The 16,814-nt window shown below is 72.1% G+C and carries 16 protein-coding genes; 10 read left to right on the top strand and 6 right to left on the bottom strand.

Annotated elements, in window-relative coordinates:
• Positions 1-33: 33 nt before the first annotated feature.
• Positions 34-465 (bottom strand): MarR family winged helix-turn-helix transcriptional regulator, encoded by a 432-nt coding sequence (locus LR269_RS14070; RefSeq protein ID WP_231431386.1) that lies wholly within the window; start codon positions 463-465, stop codon positions 34-36.
• 83 nt (positions 466-548) lie between these two features.
• On the opposite strand from LR269_RS14070, the gene LR269_RS14065 reads away from it, so the two are divergent.
• The gene (locus LR269_RS14065; RefSeq protein WP_231431385.1) at positions 549-1,469 is read left to right on the top strand and encodes an alpha/beta hydrolase; all 921 of its coding nucleotides are present in this window, start codon (positions 549-551) and stop codon (positions 1,467-1,469) included.
• Between the two features lie 15 nt (positions 1,470-1,484).
• Here the strand turns inward: LR269_RS14065 and LR269_RS14060 are convergent, their stop codons facing one another.
• The 3 genes from LR269_RS14060 to LR269_RS14050 form a co-directional block, all read right to left on the bottom strand.
• Positions 1,485-2,360: a fumarylacetoacetate hydrolase family protein gene (locus LR269_RS14060; protein ID WP_231431384.1), complete on the bottom strand. Its 876-nt coding sequence runs from the start codon at positions 2,358-2,360 to the stop codon at positions 1,485-1,487.
• Positions 2,361-2,593: 233 nt separating this feature from the next.
• Positions 2,594-3,361 carry an SDR family NAD(P)-dependent oxidoreductase gene (locus LR269_RS14055; protein WP_231431383.1) on the bottom strand — a complete coding sequence of 256 codons (768 nt, stop codon included), beginning with the start codon at positions 3,359-3,361 and terminating at the stop codon, positions 2,594-2,596.
• Positions 3,362-3,401: 40 nt separating this feature from the next.
• Entirely contained in the window at positions 3,402-4,250 is an 849-nt protein-coding gene (locus tag LR269_RS14050) for a fumarylacetoacetate hydrolase family protein (RefSeq protein WP_231431382.1), read from the bottom strand.
• A 147-nt stretch (positions 4,251-4,397) separates the two neighbouring features.
• Between LR269_RS14050 and LR269_RS14045 the strand changes: the two genes are divergently transcribed.
• The 7 genes from LR269_RS14045 (at position 4,398) to LR269_RS14015 (ending at position 11,731) form a co-directional block, all read left to right on the top strand.
• A complete protein-coding gene (locus LR269_RS14045) occupies positions 4,398-5,714 on the top strand; it encodes an L-fuconate dehydratase (RefSeq protein WP_231431381.1) in 1,317 nt (438 codons plus the stop codon).
• Entirely contained in the window at positions 5,711-6,676 is a 966-nt protein-coding gene (locus LR269_RS14040; protein WP_231431380.1) for an aldo/keto reductase, read from the top strand. Before LR269_RS14045 ends, LR269_RS14040 begins: the two co-directional genes overlap by 4 nt.
• A complete protein-coding gene (locus LR269_RS14035) occupies positions 6,673-7,515 on the top strand; it encodes an amidohydrolase (RefSeq protein ID WP_231431379.1) in 843 nt (280 codons plus the stop codon). The genes LR269_RS14040 and LR269_RS14035 overlap by 4 nt, the downstream gene beginning before the upstream one ends.
• A gap of 112 nt (positions 7,516-7,627) precedes the next feature.
• A complete protein-coding gene (locus LR269_RS14030; protein ID WP_231431378.1) occupies positions 7,628-8,068 on the top strand; it encodes an RbsD/FucU family protein in 441 nt (146 codons plus the stop codon).
• Positions 8,065-9,591, top strand: coding sequence for a sugar ABC transporter ATP-binding protein (locus LR269_RS14025; protein ID WP_231431377.1), 1,527 nt, complete (start codon positions 8,065-8,067; stop codon positions 9,589-9,591). Before LR269_RS14030 ends, LR269_RS14025 begins: the two co-directional genes overlap by 4 nt.
• On the top strand, positions 9,588-10,637 hold the full coding sequence (locus LR269_RS14020; RefSeq protein WP_231431376.1) for an ABC transporter permease: 1,050 nt from the start codon (positions 9,588-9,590) through the stop codon (positions 10,635-10,637). Before LR269_RS14025 ends, LR269_RS14020 begins: the two co-directional genes overlap by 4 nt.
• Before the next feature lie 104 nt (positions 10,638-10,741).
• Positions 10,742-11,731 carry an ABC transporter substrate-binding protein gene (locus LR269_RS14015; protein WP_231431375.1) on the top strand — a complete coding sequence of 330 codons (990 nt, stop codon included), beginning with the start codon at positions 10,742-10,744 and terminating at the stop codon, positions 11,729-11,731.
• 111 nt (positions 11,732-11,842) lie between these two features.
• Here LR269_RS14015 and LR269_RS14010 read toward each other — a convergent pair whose 3' ends face one another.
• Together LR269_RS14010 and LR269_RS14005 are read right to left on the bottom strand one after the other, a co-directional pair.
• Positions 11,843-12,514 carry a FadR/GntR family transcriptional regulator gene (locus LR269_RS14010; RefSeq protein WP_231431374.1) on the bottom strand — a complete coding sequence of 224 codons (672 nt, stop codon included), beginning with the start codon at positions 12,512-12,514 and terminating at the stop codon, positions 11,843-11,845.
• Positions 12,515-12,545: 31 nt separating this feature from the next.
• A complete protein-coding gene (locus tag LR269_RS14005; RefSeq protein ID WP_231431373.1) occupies positions 12,546-14,075 on the bottom strand; it encodes an AlkA N-terminal domain-containing protein in 1,530 nt (509 codons plus the stop codon).
• A gap of 76 nt (positions 14,076-14,151) precedes the next feature.
• On the opposite strand from LR269_RS14005, the gene LR269_RS14000 reads away from it, so the two are divergent.
• Positions 14,152-15,552, top strand: a complete 1,401-nt coding sequence (locus LR269_RS14000) for an FAD-binding oxidoreductase (RefSeq protein ID WP_231431372.1) — start codon at positions 14,152-14,154, stop codon at positions 15,550-15,552.
• 65 nt (positions 15,553-15,617) lie between these two features.
• Positions 15,618-16,769, top strand: coding sequence for a PrsW family intramembrane metalloprotease (locus tag LR269_RS13995; RefSeq protein WP_231431371.1), 1,152 nt, complete (start codon positions 15,618-15,620; stop codon positions 16,767-16,769).
• Positions 16,770-16,814: the final 45 nt, after the last annotated feature.

Below are 16,814 nucleotides of genomic sequence, written 5' to 3'. Positions count from 1 at the left end.
AGGCATCCCGTCTCTGCGGGCGCACCGGTGCGGTCAGGCGGGGGAGTCGAGTGCCTCGCGGAGCGCGGCGAGGGCGTCGGCCAGCGCCGCACGCCGACCGGCGTCGAGCACGGCGAGGCGCGCTCGGAGCGACGTCGCCACGAGGGGGGTCGCTTCGTCGAGGAGGCGACGTCCTTCGCCGGTGAGTTCGACGAGTGACGACCGGCGGTCGGCCGGATTCGCGCGCCGAGCGACCCATCCGGCCTGCTCGTGCCGATCGACGGCCTTGCTGACGGCCCCCACCGTGATGCCGATCTCTCGTGCGATGTCCTGCACCCGGCAGGCCTCGACGGTGGCGACGACGTTGAGCACGTCGTAGCTCGACAGCGGCAACCCGTGCGCCGCCTGCAACTCGTCGGAGAGCCGCTCGTACCAGAGCGTCTCGACGCGCACGAGCTGGAGGAAGAGGGCGAGATCCGCGGACATTGTTTCCTTGTAATTAGATTGACAGGAATCTGATTGACCGTAATATCGATTCCTGGGAAGCAATCTACGCGAGGAGGAGCCCCATGTCACGATTCGAGTTCGACCGACTCTCGGCCGACTACGCCGCGTCGAGGTTCGCCGCCGACGCCACCGTCGCCGAGATGCGGACCGCGTTCGCCGCGGGCGCCGTCCCGCCGCCCCCGGGGTTCGCGGCCCGCGACACGGTGCTCGGCGGCCGTCCGGCGATCGAACTCGTGCCCGGCGACGGGGGAGCAGGGGCACTCCTCTACCTGCACGGCGGCGGGTACGTCATCGGTTCCGCCGCGACCGGCGTCGGCATGGCGGCGGCGCTCGCCGAGCGGGCGGGGACGACCGCCTACTCGCTCGACTACCGGCTCGCACCCGAACACCGTTTTCCGGCGCCCGTCGACGACGCGCTCGCCGCATTTCGCGAGCTGGTCGATCGGGTCGGCGGGCGGCGTCTGGTCGTCGCGGGCGACTCGGCCGGCGGCGGGCTCGCCGTCGCAACCCTCGTCGCCGCACGCGACGCCGGGCTCGAGATGCCGGCGGCCGTCGCGGTGTTCTCACCGTGGGCCGACCTGACGCTCAGCGGCGACTCGTTCACGGACCGGGTCGGCGACGACCCGTTGTTCAGCCAGGCCGACATCCGCGGCTACGCCGATCGCTACCTCCCGGAAGGCGGCGCCGCCGAGGTTGCGGCGTCACCGCTCGCGAGCCCGGTGTTCGCAAGCCTCCGCGGCCTGCCGCCCATGCTCGTGCAGGTGGGCACCCGTGAGCTCCTGCTCGACGACGCAGTGCGGCTCGCGGCCAACGCGGCGCACGACGACGTCGAGGTCGTGCTCGAGGCTGCCGCCCGGGCGCCGCACAACTACCAGACGTCGCTCGACGCGCTCGAGGCGTCGACGGCGGCACTGGATCGGGCCGGCGCCTTCCTCGGTCGGCACCTCGGCGCGGGCATCGGTCGAGCGGAGCTCGTGTCGTGATCGGGCGGCGTGGCGTCAGATCACGCGGCAGTGCGTCGTGAGCGACCCGATGCCGCCGATCGACACCGTCACGGTCGAGCCGTCCTGCAGGAACACCTGCGGGTTGCGCGAGTAGCCGGCGCCGCCGGGACTGCCGGTCGAGATGAGCGTGCCCGGCGGGATGGTCGCCGAGCGCGAGAGGTACGCGATGATCTCGGGGACGCTGCGCACCATGTCGCCGGTCGAGGCGTCCTGCAGGATGCGGCCGTCGAGGTTCGTGGTGAGCCAGAGGTCCTGCGGGTCGGCGACCTCGTCGGCGGTCACCACGACCGGCCCGGTCGGGGTGAAGCCGTCGAACGACTTGCAGCGCGACCACTGGGCCTCGGAGAACTGGATGTCTCGCGCCGTGATGTCGTTGACGACGGTGTAGCCCCAGACGTAGTCGAGGGCGTCGCGCTCGTGCACGCCGCGGGCGGGCCGGCCGATGATCACGCCGAGCTCGGCCTCGTAGTCGACCTGGTGGGTGAGGTCTTCGGGCCAGGTCGTCGTCGCGCCGTGCGCTCCGAGGGAGTTCGGCCAGAGCGAGAAGATCGTCGGCGCCGTCTCGTGGCGGAGCTTCAGCTCCTGCGAGTGGGCCGCGTAGTTCGCTCCGATGGCCAGGATGTGCGGCGGCCGCAGCACGGCCGACGAGTGGCGCAGTTCGCTCACGGGCGTGAGCTCGGCGCCGGCCTCGAGAGCCGTGTCGACGGCGGCGCGCACCTCGGCGAGGCCCTCAGGGCCGCGTTCGATGAGGTCCTGCAGGTCTCGGGGGGAGTGCTCGAGCACCTCGTCGAGGAAGAGCGCCGCTTCGGCGACGACCACCGCGAGCCGTGGGGTCGATTGGCCTTCGGCTCTCAGGTGCGCGAACTTCACTCGTCCACGCTATCGCGCCGTACGCCGGGATCGTTTGTCGACATGTACAAGCCGACGGCGGCGACCTTCCACGAAGGCGACAGTCGAATTCCATGATGCGAAAGGATCTCGCCTCCCGCGCGTGGCCTACGACGCGTTCCGGCGGTCGTTCCCGGTCGGGCCCGGATGCCTCGCGGCATCCCGCCGGACCGAAAACGGTCCCGCCGGAGCAGGTGAGCCGTAGCGTCGCCGGGTCAGGCGGGACGCAACCGGAGCTCCTGCATGCCCCCGTCGACTGCGACCTCGATGCCCGTCGTCGAGCCCGAGGCCGGGCTCGCGAGGTAGGCGACGGCGCCGGCGACCTCGTCGGCGGCCACGAGCCGGCCGTGGGGCTGGCGCGCTTCGAGGGCGGCGCGCTCCGCCGCGGGGTCGGGCGCCTGGGCGAGCAGCCGGCCGATCCACGGGGTGTCCGCCGTGCCCGGATTGACCGCGTTCACGCGGATGCCCTCGCGCAGGTGGTCGGCCGCCATCGCGCGGGTCAGCGCCGAGACCGCGCCCTTGCTCGCACTGTAGAGCGCCCGCTCGGGCAGGCCCGCGGTCGCCGCGATCGACGACGTGTTGACGATCGCGGCGGCGGGGGACCGCCGCAGGTGCGGCAGCGCCGCACGGGCGACCCGCATCATGCCGAGCACGTTGATGTCGAGCACCCGGTGCCACTCGTCGTCGGCGTTCGCCTCGATCGTGCCCTGGGCGCCGATGCCGGCGTTGTTCACGACGATGTCGAGCCGGCCGAACTCGGCGACGACGCGCTCGACCCCCGCCCGCACGCTCGCGTCGTCGGCGACGTCGACGGCGACCGCCAGGTCGGCGTCGGACGCTTCGGGCCGGAGGTCGAAGACCGCGACCCTGGCGCCCCCGCGTCGCAGGCGCGTCGCGATCGCGGCGCCGATGCCCGACGCCCCGCCCGTGACGACGGCGACGAGGCCGTCGAACTCACCGGGGTCGGTCGGCTGCTGGCTCATGTTCGCTCCTTGGAGATCGTTCACTGCTTCGGGGAGGGGTTCAGGCGTCGACGTATCGCTGGCGCTGGCGGCCGAGCCCGTCGATCTCGATCTCGACGACGTCGCCCGCACGGAGGTAGGGGAAGCGGCCAGACAGGGCGACGCCCTCGGGGGTGCCCGTGAGCACGAGGTCGCCGGGCTCGAGCGCGAGGAACCTGCTGAGCTCCCATACGATCGTGTCGATGCCGAAGATGAGGTCGCTCGTGCGCGAGTCCTGGCGGGGCTCGCCGTTCACGAAGCTGCGCAGGCGCACGTCGTCGGCGTCGAGCTCGTCGGGCGTCACGAGCCACGGGCCGGTCGGGCAGAACCCTGGTGCGCTCTTGCCCTTGGACCACTGACCGCCCGAGACCGCCAGCTGCCAGTCGCGCTCCGAGAGGTCGTTGGCCGTCACGAACCCGGCGATGTGCGCACGCGCCTCGGCGGGGGAGCGGAGCCGGCTCGCGCGTCGCCCGATCACGATGCCGAGCTCGACCTCCCAGTCGGTCTTCTCGCTGCCCGGCGGGATCGTCACGTCGTCGTCGGGCCCGACGACCGTGTTCGGCGACTTCATGAACATCACGAGCTGCTCGGGCGGGGCCGACCCCGATTCCGCGGCGTGCGCCGCGTAGTTCATGCCGATGCAGTAGACCGCGCCCGGTCGGGAGATCGGCGCCCCGACGCGGAGGCCGGCTGCGCCCGTGAGCTCGGGCAGCCGCCCCGCCGCGAGTGCGGCCGCGGCGCGATCCGGGCCGTCGCCGGCGAGGAAGGCGCCGTCGATGTCGGCGGTGAGGCCCCGCAGGTCGAGCACGCGCTCGCCGTCGAGCAGCACGGGGATCTCGGAGCCGGCGTCGCCGAGCCTGGCGAATCTCATTCTGGTGGTCCTTCCGGTCACGGGCACGCGAACATCTGAAGTATGCGCGAGGCTTGGTGATGATTCACGGCGATTCTTGCATACTCCGAGGCAGTTGACATCCGAGACATCCGATGTTTATGCTCAAGGCGCCCACGAAAGGACGCCATGAGCAGGATCGTCAGTGTCGACACCCGGGATATCCGGTTCCCGACCTCCCTCGAACTCGACGGGTCGGATGCGATGAATCCCGACCCCGACTATTCGGCCGCCTACCTCGTCATCCGCACCGATGCGGCCGACGGGCTCGCCGGTCACGCCTTCGTCTTCACGATCGGCCGTGGCAACGACGTGCAGGTCGCCGCGCTCGACGCGCTCCGCGGGCACCTCCTCGGCCGCGACGTCGACACCCTGCTCGGCGACATGGGCGCGGCCTGGCGCCTGCTCGCGCACGACTCGCAGCTGCGCTGGCTCGGCCCCGAGAAGGGCGTCATGCACATGGCGATCGGCGCCGCGCTCAACGCCCTGTGGGACCTCAAGGCCAAGCGCGCAGGGCTCCCGCTCTGGCAGCTGCTCGCCGGGCTCAGCCCCGAGGAGCTCGTCGCCCTCATCGACTTCCGCTACATCTCCGACGCCGTCACCCCCGCCGAGGCGCTCGAGCTCTTCCGCGCCGCAGAGCCCGGGCGCGCCGAACGCACCGCGAAGCTCCTCGAAGGCGGCTACCCCGCGTACACGACGACGCCCGGCTGGCTCGGCTACTCCGACGAGAAGCTCGACCGGCTCTGCCGCGAAGCCGTCGCCGACGGCTACCCGCAGATCAAGCTCAAGGTCGGCGCCTCGCTCGACGACGACATCCGCCGGCTCGGCATCGCCCGGGCCGCCGTCGGAGAGGACTTCCCGATCGCGATCGACGCGAACCAGCGCTGGGGCGTCGACGAGGCGATCGAATGGGTGCGAGCGCTCGCCGGGTTCGACCTCGCCTGGATCGAGGAGCCGACGAGTCCCGACGACGTCCTCGGCCACGCCGCGATCGCCCGCGGCATCGCGCCGGTGCGCGTGGCCACGGGCGAGCACGTGCAGAACCGCATCGTCTTCAAGCAGCTGCTGCAGGCCGGCGGCATGCACGTCATGCAGATCGACGCGGCGCGCGTCGGCGGGGTCAACGAGAACCTCGCGAACCTCGTGCTCGCGGCGAAGTACGGCGTGCCCGTGTGCCCGCACGCCGGCGGCGTCGGGCTGTGCGAAGCGGTGCAGCACCTCTCGATGTTCGACTACGTCGCGCTCTCCGGCAGCATGGAGGGACGCATGATCGAGTTCGTCGACCACCTCCACGAGCACTTCGCCACGCCCGCCGTCGTCGAGCGGGGGCGCTACCTCATCCCGACCGCGCCGGGTGCCGGCACCGAGATGCTCGCCGCATCGATCGAGCGCTACACCTGGCGCGGCTCGCACGTGATCGACGACCCGACCGAGGTGCCCGCATGAGCGGACCCTTCACCGCCGAGCGTCTCGGTCCCCTCGGCTACGGGGCGGCCTCGATCGGCAATCTCTATCGCGAGGTGAGCGACGACGACGCCCGTGCCGCCGTCGACGCGGCGTGGGAGTCGGGCGTCCGGTACTTCGACACCGCGCCGCACTACGGCCTCGGCCTCTCGGAGCGCCGGCTGGGCGAGGCCCTGCGCGACCGACCGCGAGACGAGTTCGTCGTCTCGACGAAGGTCGGCCGGGTGCTCGACCCGAACCCCGACTTCTCGGGCGGCGACGACATGGCCTTCGACTTCGCGGTGCCCGACCGCACCGTGCGGCGCTTCGACCCCGGCGAGGCGGGCATCCGGCGCAGCATCGAAGACTCGCTCGAGCGGCTCGGCATCGACCGCATCGACATCGCGTACCTCCACGACCCCGACGCGTACGACCTCGACCGGGGATTGGCCGAGGGCCTCCCCGCGCTCGCCAGGCTCAGGGAGGAGGGTGTCGTCGGCGCGATCGGCATCGGCACGAACAGCGCGGATGCCGCGGCGCGAGCCGTTCGCGAGGGCGACCTCGACCTCGTCATGATCGCCGGGCGGTACACCCTGCTCGAGCAGCCCGCGCTCGCCGAACTGCTGCCGCTCTGCAGCGAGCGGGGCGTCGGAGTGGTCGCGGCCGCGGTGTTCAACTCGGGCCTGCTCGCGACCTCGACGCCGGGCGCGACCGCGCGGTACGACTACGGCGCCGTCCCTCCCCGGCTGCTCGAGCGCGCGCGCCGGCTCGCCGCGGCGTGCGAGGCCGAGGGCGTCGAACTGCCCGTCGCCGCGATCCAGTACCCGCTTCAGCATCCCGCGGTGCGCGCGGTCGTCGTCGGGTCGGCTCGCGCCGCCGACATCGCGCAGAACGCGCGGCGCGTGCACGCCCCGCTGCCCGACGGGCTCTGGTCGCGACTCCGCGAAGAGGGGCTCATCCCGTGACCGCGGCCCGCACGATCGACGCCCACCTCCACCTGTGGACCCGCTCGGAGGGGGCCTACCCCTGGATCACGCCCGAGCTCGGACCGCTCTACGCCGACTTCGGCCCCGGCGACGCCCGGGTGGAGCTCGACGCCGCCGGAATCGATGCGGCCATCCTCGTCCAGGCCGCCGATTCCGCCGCCGACACCCGATTCATGCTCGACGTCGCCGCGCGGCACGAGTGGGTGGCCGGCGTCGTCGGCTGGGTGCCCCTCGACGACACCGCTGCCGCGATCGACGCGCTCGACGACCTCTCGGAGGAGCGTCGGCTCCGAGGCATCCGCCATCTCGTGCACGACGACCCGCGCGACGACTTCCTCGACCTGCCGGCCGTGCGGTCGTCGCTCGCCGAGGTCGCAGCGCGCGGCCTCGCGTTCGACGTGCCCGATGCGTGGCCGCGCCACCTCGGTGCCGCCCGTCGCCTCGCGGCTGAGCTCCCCGCGCTCACCGTCGTGATCGACCACCTGGCGAAACCGCCCGTCGGTGGCGACGGCTTCGACGAGTGGCGTCGGGAGTTCGCCGCGACGGCCGCCCTGCCCAACACGGTCGCGAAGTTCTCGGGGCTCCACCTGCCCGGGGTCGCCTTCGACGAGTCGTCCGTGCGACCGTTGTTCGAGGTCGCGCTCGACCTGTTCGGCGCCGACCGGCTCATGTACGGTGGCGACTGGCCGATGTCGGTGCCGCACGGCGGCTACGCATCGACCTGGCGCGTGATGCGCGCGTGCCTCGACGACCTGGCCCCGTCCGAGCTGGCCGCGGTCCTCGGCGGTACGGCCGAGCGGGTGTATTGCCTTGAGTAATCCGATCTCTGCGCCGCTTTCGCTACGGATTCGCAACGTTCATCGCTGAAACCTCATGAAACATCGGATGAGTAGTACACTCATCACCACATCTCAAGGAAGAGAGGCCCACGTGCTGAGTGGCATCAACCCGATCCTCGGCGGCGAGTTGCTGGCCGCGCTCGATCGGCTCGGCCACGGCGACGAACTCGTCGTCGCCGATGCGAACTTCCCGGCGCACCGGGTCGGCGCCGCCGTCGTCGAAGCACCAGGCATCGCCGCCGCGCAGGTGGTCGAGGCCATCCGCACGGTCGTGCCGCTCGACGGCTACGAGGGCGCGTCGGTGCTGCTCATGACCGCCGAGGGCGGCGAGCGGCTGCCCGTGCAGCACGAGCTCGTCGCGGCCGCGGCCGTGGCCGACGACCGCGTCGGCGAGCTCGAGCGGTTCGCGTTCTACGAGCGGGCGGCCGGCGCTCGACTGATCGTCCGGACGGGCGAGCTCCGGCCCTACGGCAACCTCGTCCTGCGCAAGGGCGTCGTGAACGCCTACCGGTCGACTGGAGCGGCGCAGTGACCGCGGCGACCGGCACCCTGCTCGAGGTCGAGGGCGTCAGCAAGGGCTTCCCGGGCGTGCAGGCGCTCGCGGACGTGCAGCTCGAGCTCCGGCACGGCGAAGTACTCGCCCTCGTCGGCGAGAACGGCGCCGGCAAGTCGACGCTGATGAAGCTGCTCGCGGGCATCTACACCCCCGACGCCGGCACGTTCCGCCTCAACGGCCGGGAGCTGTCGATCGAGGGTCCGCGCCACGCGCAGGAGCTCGGCATCTCGATCATCCACCAGGAGTTCAACCTCATGCCCGACCTCACGGTCGCGCAGAACATCTTCATCGGCCGCGAAGAACGGCAGGCCGGGCTGTTCCTCGACGACCGGGCGCTCAACCGCCGGGCGCAGGAGCTGTTCGACCGGCTCGGCCTCGCACTCGACCCCGCCGAGCGGGTCGAACGGCTGACGGTCGCCCGGCAGCAGATGGTCGAGATCGCGAAAGCGCTCTCGTTCGACGCCAAGGTCCTCATCATGGACGAGCCGACCGCGGCGCTCAACGACGCCGAGGTCGACGTGCTGTTCGGGCTCATCGAGCGGTTCCGCACGCCGGAGACGGGGGTCATCTACATCTCCCACCGCATGGAGGAGCTCGCCCGCATCTCCGACCGCGTCAGCGTGCTGCGCGACGGCCGGTACGTCGGCACCCGCGTGACCGCCGAGACCGAGCCGCGCGAGATCATCTCGCTCATGGTCGGTCGGGAGATCAAGGGCGAGCAGCGGCCGGTCCCGAGGCATCCCGAGGGCGAGCCCGTGCTCTCCGTGCGCGGCCTCTCGACCAAGCACCTCCTGCGCGACGTCGACTTCGAGGTGTACCCGGGCGAGATCCTCGGCTTCGCGGGGCTGATGGGCGCGGGACGCACCGAGGTCGCCCGCGCCGTCGTCGGGGCCGACCGGCGCGAGTCCGGCGAGATCCGCATCCGCGGCACGGCGGTCGACATCGCGAACCCGGCCGAGGCGGCCCGGCTCGGCATCGGCTACCTCTCCGAGGACCGCAAGCAGCTCGGCGTGCTGCTCGAGCGCAGCGTGCGCGAGAACATCGTGCTCTCGTCGCTGCGCGACTACGCCTCGGGCCTCGGCTTCGTGCGCGACCGGCGCATCGAGGCCACGGGGCGCGAGTACGTCGAGCGGCTCCGCATCAAGACCCCCTCGACCGCGCAGCTCGTCCAGAACCTCTCCGGCGGCAACCAGCAGAAGGTCGTCATCGCGAAGTGGCTCGTGAAGGACTGCGACGTGCTCATCTTCGACGAGCCGACCCGCGGCATCGACGTGGGCGCGAAAGAGGAGATCTACGTGCTGCTGCGACGGCTCGCCGACGAGGGCAAGGCGATCGTCATGATCTCGTCGGAGCTGCCCGAGGTGCTGCGCCTCTCCGACCGCATCGCCGTCATGGCCGAGGGCCGGCTGACCGCCGTGCTCGACAACGCCGAGGCCACCCAGGAGAACCTCATGGACTACGCAACCCGATTCTCAAGCGAAGGAACGATCGCACGATGAGCCCGACCACGACGAAACCGGAATCCGGCCGCCCCGACGCCGCGACGACGCCGTCGACGAGCGCGTACGCCGCGATCGACGCCGGCAAGCCCCGAATGGCGTGGCTGCGCGGCTCGCTGCAGCAGCTGCTCGCCTTCGCGAGCCTCATCGTGATCGTCGCGGTGTTCTCGTTCGCGAGTCCGCACTTCTTCACCGCCAACAACCTCGTGTCGATCCTCACGGCGGCGACCGTCACCGGCATCCTCGCGCTCGGCACGACGTTCGTCATCATCACGGGCGGCATCGACCTGTCGATCGGCACCGGCATGGTGCTCTGCGGCGTGATGGCGGGCGTGTTCCTCACCTACCTCGGTTGGCCTCTCTGGGCCGGCGTCACGGCGACGATCCTGTTCGGCGCGCTCATCGGGCTCGTCAACGGCGTGAACGTCTCGGTGCTCGGCATCCCGCCGTTCATCGCGACGCTCGGCATGATGCTCATCGCCGCAGGCCTCTCGCTCGTGATCTCGGGCACGAAGCCGATCTACTTCTCGGAGACCCCCGAGTTCCAGTCGATCATGAACCTGTCGATCATCCCGGGCATGCGGTTCCCGCTCGGCGTCGCGATCTTCATCGTCATGATCGTCGTCGCCGCCGTGCTGCTGTCGAAGACGATCCTCGGCCGCTACACGTTCTCGATCGGCTCGAACGAGGCGGCCACCGCGCTGTCGGGCGTGAACGTGCGGCGTTGGAAGATCATCATCTACACGCTCGCGGGCCTGTTCGTCGGACTCGCCGGCGTGCTCAGCGCCTCGCGCCTCTCGTCGGCCCAGCCGACGGGCGGCATGGGGCTCGAGCTCGAGGCGATCGCCGCCGTCGTCATCGGCGGCACGTCGCTCCAGGGCGGCAAGGGCTCGATCGTCGGAACCGTGATCGGCGCACTGATCATGGCCGTGCTCACGAACGGCCTGCGCATCATCTCGGTCCCGCAGGAGTGGCAGTCGGTCGCGGTCGGCATCGTCATCCTCGTGGCCGTCTACCTCGACATGCTGCGGCGCCGACGCGCCTGAGCGGCATTCGGCCGAGGCATCCGCCCGCAGGCGGGGCCGCGGCACCACCCACCACCCCAACCCCCAACAAGTACCACCTGCACCACCTACACCAAGGAGTGAGCATGTTCAAGAAGCGCGCACTGGGCGCCGTCGTCGGCGCCGTCGCCGCGGCCCTGATCCTCGCGGGCTGCGCGAGCGACGGCGGCGACTCGGGATCCGCCGACGGCGGCAGCGGCGAGAAGCCGTACGTCGCCCTGGTCTCGAAAGGCTTCCAGCACCAGTTCTGGCAGGCCGTGAAGACGGGCGCCGAGCAGGCGGCCGAGGAGTTCGACGTCGAGATCACGTTCGAGGGCCCCGACACCGAGGCCGACGTCGACCAGCAGATCCAGATGCTGCAGACCGCCCTCGACAAGAGCCCCGCCGCGATCGGGTTCGCCGCGCTCGACAGCCAGGCCGCGGGCCCGCTGCTGCAGCAGGCGAAGGACTCGAACATCCCGGTCATCGCGTTCGACTCGGGCGTCGAGAGCGACATCCCGCTGACGACCGCCGCGACCGACAACCTCGCCGCCGCCGCCGAGGCCGCGAAGCACATGGCCGAGGCCGTCGGCCACGAGGGCAAGGTGGCGCTCGTCGTGCACGACCAGACCTCGGTGACCGGCCAGCAGCGCCGCGACGGCTTCGTGTCGTACATGGAGGAGAACGAGCCGAACATCGAGATCGTCGACGTCCAGTACGGCGGCGGAGACCAGGCGAAGTCCGCCGACCTCGCGAAGGCCATCATCGCCGCCCACCCCGACCTCAAGGGCATCTACGGCTCGAACGAGGGCTCGGCGATCGGCGTCGTGCAGGCGGTGAAGGAGCTCGGCATCGACCCCGCGAAGCTCGCGGTCGTCGGCTTCGACTCGGGCAAGGCGCAGATGGACGCCATCCGCGACGGGCTCATGCTCGGCGCGATCACGCAGAACCCGATCGGCATCGGCTACGAGACCGTCAAGGCCGCGGTCGAGGCGATCGACGGCGAGGAGCTGCCGAAGACGATCGACACCGGGTTCTACTGGTACGACGCGTCGAACATCGACGACGAGGAGATCCAGGCCGTCCTCTACGAGTGACGCCCTGGGGACGCCTCGGGGGCGCCGGCTTCGGCCGGCGCCCCCTTCTTCGTGGCGGGCGAGGCCCCGCGCGGGCGCACCCAGGCGGACGCGGCGCGGGCGCTCAGCGGATCAGAGGGCCGAACGCAGCCACTGCTCGACGCCCGACACGTGCACCACCGTGAGCGCCGCGGCGAGCTCGGCGTCGCCCGCGGCGATCGCGTCGAGGATCGCATGGTGTTCCTGCAGGGTGCGCTCGACGGCGCTCTCCTGGGTGATGCCGCGCCAGATGCGGGCGCGCACGGTGTGGCTCGAGAGCGAGTCGATGAGGCTCGCGAGATAGCTGTTGCCGGTCGCGTCGGCGATGCCTCGGTGGAACTCGAGGTCGTGGGCGACGAGGCCCTCGACGTCGGCGGCGTGATCGACGCCCGCCACCGACTCCCGGAGACGCTCGAGGTCGGGCTCGGCCGCGTGCCGGGCGGCGAGCGAGGCGGCGGCCGGTTCGAGGATGCGACGCACCGCGAAGATCTCGAGCACCGAATGGTCGTCGTGCAGGTCGACGACGAACGACATCGCCTCGAGGAGCAGCCGGGGCTCGAGACTCGTGACGTACGTGCCGTCGCCGCGGCGCACGTCGAGCACGCGGATCACCTCGAGCGCCTTCACGGCCTCGCGGAGGGACGAGCGCGAGAGGCCGAGCCGCTCGCTCAGCTCCTTCTCGGGCGGCAGGCGATCACCGGGCGCGAGCTCGCCCGACATGATCATCTCTTTGATGCGCAGGATCGCTTCGTCGGTGACGGCCATGCCGGAATCGTAGCGCGTCCGGCGCCAGACATCAGATCTCTGCGGCTGCGGCGCGCCACAGGTGCATCGACGCGTAGCTGCGCCACGGCGCCCATGCTGCGCCGAGCGCGTCGAGCTCGGCTGCGGAACCGGGCAGTCCGAGGCGCTCGGCACCTGCGCGCAGGGCGAGGTCGCTGGTCAGCAGGATGTCGGGCGCCCGGGTGACCCGCATCGCCACGTAGCCGGCCGTCCAGCGGCCGATGCCGGGAATCACGATCAGGTCGCGGTACAGCTCGCCGCGATCGCGGTCGGCCGAGACGACGAGTTCGCCGGAGTCGAGGCGTGAGGCGACGTCGATGATCGTGCGGATCCGGGTCGCCGGGCCGCGCAGCACGTCGATGCCGTGCTCGGCGATCGCCGACGCGGTCGGGAAGAGCCGCAGCAGCCCTTCGCCGCCGACGGGGCCGGGCCGATCGCCCGGCACGAGCGGTTCGCCGAGCTCGGCCGCCAGTCTCGACAGCGTCGTGCGCGCGGCCCTGACCGAGATCTGCTGGCCGATGAGCGCCCGGAAGACGAGTTCGTGCGCGTCGAGGCACCCCGGCATGCGGAGGCCGGGGTGCGCGGCGACCGATGCAGCGAGGGCCGGGTCGGCGCCGAGCGCGGCATCGATCGCGACGGCGTCGGCGTCGAGGTCGAAGAGGCGGCGCACGCGGGCCACGAGCGGGGGCAGGTCGGTGAGCGACGCGAGCCGCGCCTCCACCTCGATCGCGGGCGACCGCTCGTCGCCGCTCGACTCGAGCGAGACGACGGCCGGGCCGCCCGGAAGGCGCAGCGATCGCGTGAAACGGCCGCCGTCGGCGACCTCGACCCCGTCGACGGCCCGCGCGGCGAGCCAGGCGAAGACGCCGGCTGCGTCGAACGGGGCTCGCGCGGGCAAGCGCAGTCGCACGAGCCCGTCGCCGCTCGGTACGCGACGTTCGGCCGATCGCGCGGTCAGGCGCAGCTGTCGCGGGGTGCGCTCGTAGACCGCCTTGACCGTGTCGTTGAACTGCCGCACGCTGCCGAAGCCTGCCGCGAACGCCACGTCGGCGGTCGGGAGGTCGGTCGAGGTCAGGAGGACCCGCGCGGTCTGGGCGCGGTGCGCTCGAGCGAGCGCCAGCGGCCCGACGCCGAGCTCGGCGGTGACGACGCGGGTGAGGTGCCGCGGCGTGTAGCCGAGGTGCGCGGCGAGGCCGGGCACGCCCTCGCGTTCGACGACGCCGTCGGCGATGAGGCGCATCGCACGGGCTGCGAGGTCGTCGCGGAGGTCCCATTCGGGGGAGCCGGGCACGGCATCGGGAAGGCACCGCTTGCACGCCCGCAGCCCGGCGTCGTGCGCGGCCGCGGCGGTCAGGTAGAAGCTGACGTTGCCGGGCTTCGGCGCGACGGCGGGGCAGCTCGGCCGGCAGTAGATGCCCGTCGAGTGCACGCCGGTGACGAACTGGCCGTCGAACCGTGCGTCGCGCGCCTGCATGGCTCGGTAGCGCTCGGCGAAGACCGGGTCGTCGAGCGGGTCCTCGATGCGCGTGGCGGAGATGGTCATGCACTCAGCCTCGCACGGCCCGCCGACAACAACTCGCGGAAATCGGACGTCGCCGCGGCGTGGCTAGGGTTGAGGCATGCCGCACGTCCTCGCCCAGCTCAACGACGCCCTCGGCGCCGCCGTCACCGTCGACCCGGCCGCGCTCGAGGCGACCCGCGAAGACCGCTCGGGATGGCGCAGCGACAGCCCGCCGCTCGCCGTCGTGCACGCGGGGTCGGTCGACGACGTGCAGGCGGTCATGCGCATCGCGCACGCGACCGCGACCCCCGTCGTCGTGCGCGGCGCCGGCACCGGCCTCGCCGGCGGCGCCATCGCGAGCCCGGGCGCGATCGTGCTCGACCTCTCGCGGATGGACCGCATCATCGAGATCTCCGAGGCCGACGAGCTCGCGGTCGTCGAGCCGGGCGTCATCAACGGCGACCTCAACGATGCGCTCGCGCCGCTCGGGCTCTGGTTCGCGCCCGACCCGGCGAGCCGCGCCATCTCATCGATCGGCGGCAACATCGCGACGAACGCCGGAGGCCTGCTCTGCGCGAAGTACGGCGTCACCCGCGAGGCGGTGCTGGGCCTCGCGGTGGTGCTCGCCGACGGCCGCCTGGTGCGCCTCGGCCACCGCACGGTCAAGGGCGTCACGGGGTACGACCTCACCGCCCTCTTCACGGGGTCCGAGGGCACCCTCGGGGTCATCGTCGAAGCGACCGTGCGGCTGCGGCCGATCACGGCGGGCACCCCGGTGACCGTCGCCGCCGCGTTCACCGACGTCGAGGCCGCGGCCGCCGCGTGCGCGGCGGTCACCGCCGCCCGCATCCGACCCGCGGTGCTCGAGCTCATGGACGCGGGCGTCGTGGCCAGGGTCGCCGCGTACCTCGGTGACGACGCGCTCGCCGGCACGCCGCTCGAGACGACGGCACCGGGCGAGACGTTCCTCATCGCGCAGGCCGACGACGGCTCCGCGGCCGCCGAGGCCGCGCGCATCGCCGAGCTCTTCGCCGCGGCGGGCGGACGGGTCACGCTCTCGCACGACGCAGAGACGGGCGAGCGGCTGCTCGACATCCGGCGGGCGATGCACCCGGCGCTCGCGGCGAGCGGCCAGGTGCTCATCGAGGACGTCGCGGTGCCGCGCAGCGCGTTGCCGGCCATGTTCCGCGCCATCGAGGAGATCGGGGCACGACGCGGCGTCGAGATCCCGACGATCGCGCACGCCGGCGACGGCAACCTGCATCCGAACTTCGTGTTCACGGGAGACGAGGTGCCCGAGCACATCTGGGCGGCGGCCGACGAGATGTTCCGCGCGGCCGTGGCACTCGGCGGCACCCTGACCGGCGAGCACGGGGTGGGCGTGCTCAAGCGCCGATGGCTCGCCGAGGAGCTCGGCGACGACGTGTTCGAGCTCCAGCGGGCGGTCAAGGCCGCCTTCGATCCGACCGGCATCCTGAATCCCGGCGTCATGTTCGAGGCATCCGCGCCGACCGGTTGACGCGCCGGGAACGGAGGAGGTCTCCACGCCGCCGAGGGACCGCCGCGGTTCGGTAGGCTGCCCCGGTGAGCCACGTCGCCCCCGGCCCAGCCCCGCAACCCGCCGCCCCCGCTTGGGCGGCGCCCGTCCGGGCGCGGAGCGGCGGCACCGTCTTCGCCGTGATCGGCATCGTGCTCGGCGGATTCGCCGCACTGCTCGTGATCGCCTACCTTGCGATCGCGCTCGGCGCCTCGACCCTCGTGATCGGCTCCCTGCTCGCCCTCGTGCCGCTGGCCGGCGTGCTGCTCGCCATCCGCTGGGTCGACCGCTGGGAGCCCGAGCCGCGCGGCGCGCTGTGGTTCGCGTTCCTCTGGGGCGCGGCGGTCTCGGTCGTCGTCGCGCTCGTCGTCGATCTCGGCGTGCAGCTCGCGGTGGCGTTCGTCTCGCCCGGCGGCGGGGCCGACGAGGCCGTCGGGGCCGTCGTGCAGGCGCCCGTCGTCGAGGAGGTCGCGAAGGGCTTGGGCGTGCTGCTCGTCTACGCCTTCGCGAGGTGGCAGTTCGACGGGCCGGTCGACGGGCTCGTCTACGCCGCGACGGTCGCGGCGGGCTTCGCCTTCACCGAGAACATCATCTACTTCGGGTCCGCCCTCATCGAGGGCGGTGCAGAATCGCTCGGCGCGACCTTCGTCGTGCGCGGCATCTTCTCGCCGTTCGCGCACGTGCTGTTCACCGCCTGCACGGGGCTCGCGATCGGCATCGCCGCGCGACGCGGTGCAGGCGGCGGCGTGATCGGCTGGTTCCTGCTCGGACTGCTCGCCGCGATCGCGCTGCACGCGCTCTGGAACGGCTCGCTCGCCTTCGGAGACGACGCGGTCGGCCTCTACCTCACCGTGCAGGTGCCGATCTTCGCCGGTGCCGTCCTGCTGGCCGTGCTGCTGCGTCGCGAGGAGGTGCGCACGACGCGCCGCCGGCTCGGCGAGTACGCGGCCGCGGGCTGGTTCAGCCCGGCGGAGGTCGACCTGCTCGCGACGCCGGCCGGCCGACGACAGGCACTGGCGTGGGCTCGTGCACAGCGCCCGCCGCGGACGGCGGGAATGCGACGGCTCATCACCGACGCCACGCACCTCGCCTTCGCCCGGCAACGGATCGCGTCGGGTGTGGGCGGGGCGAAGTCGGTCGCCGACGAGCAGGCGCTGCTCGCCGCGATCGTGTCCGAGCGTGCGGCGCTCATGCGCTGAGTACCGCAACGGCGGCGAGGCGAGCCACCGGATATGATGTCGGCA

The organism is Agromyces sp. S2-1-8 (genome assembly GCF_021129215.1).
GTDB classification, from domain to species: domain Bacteria; phylum Actinomycetota; class Actinomycetes; order Actinomycetales; family Microbacteriaceae; genus Agromyces; species Agromyces chromiiresistens.
The sequence above is the reverse complement of the archived record's forward strand: the minus strand, read 5'-3'. Positions and strand labels throughout refer to the sequence as shown.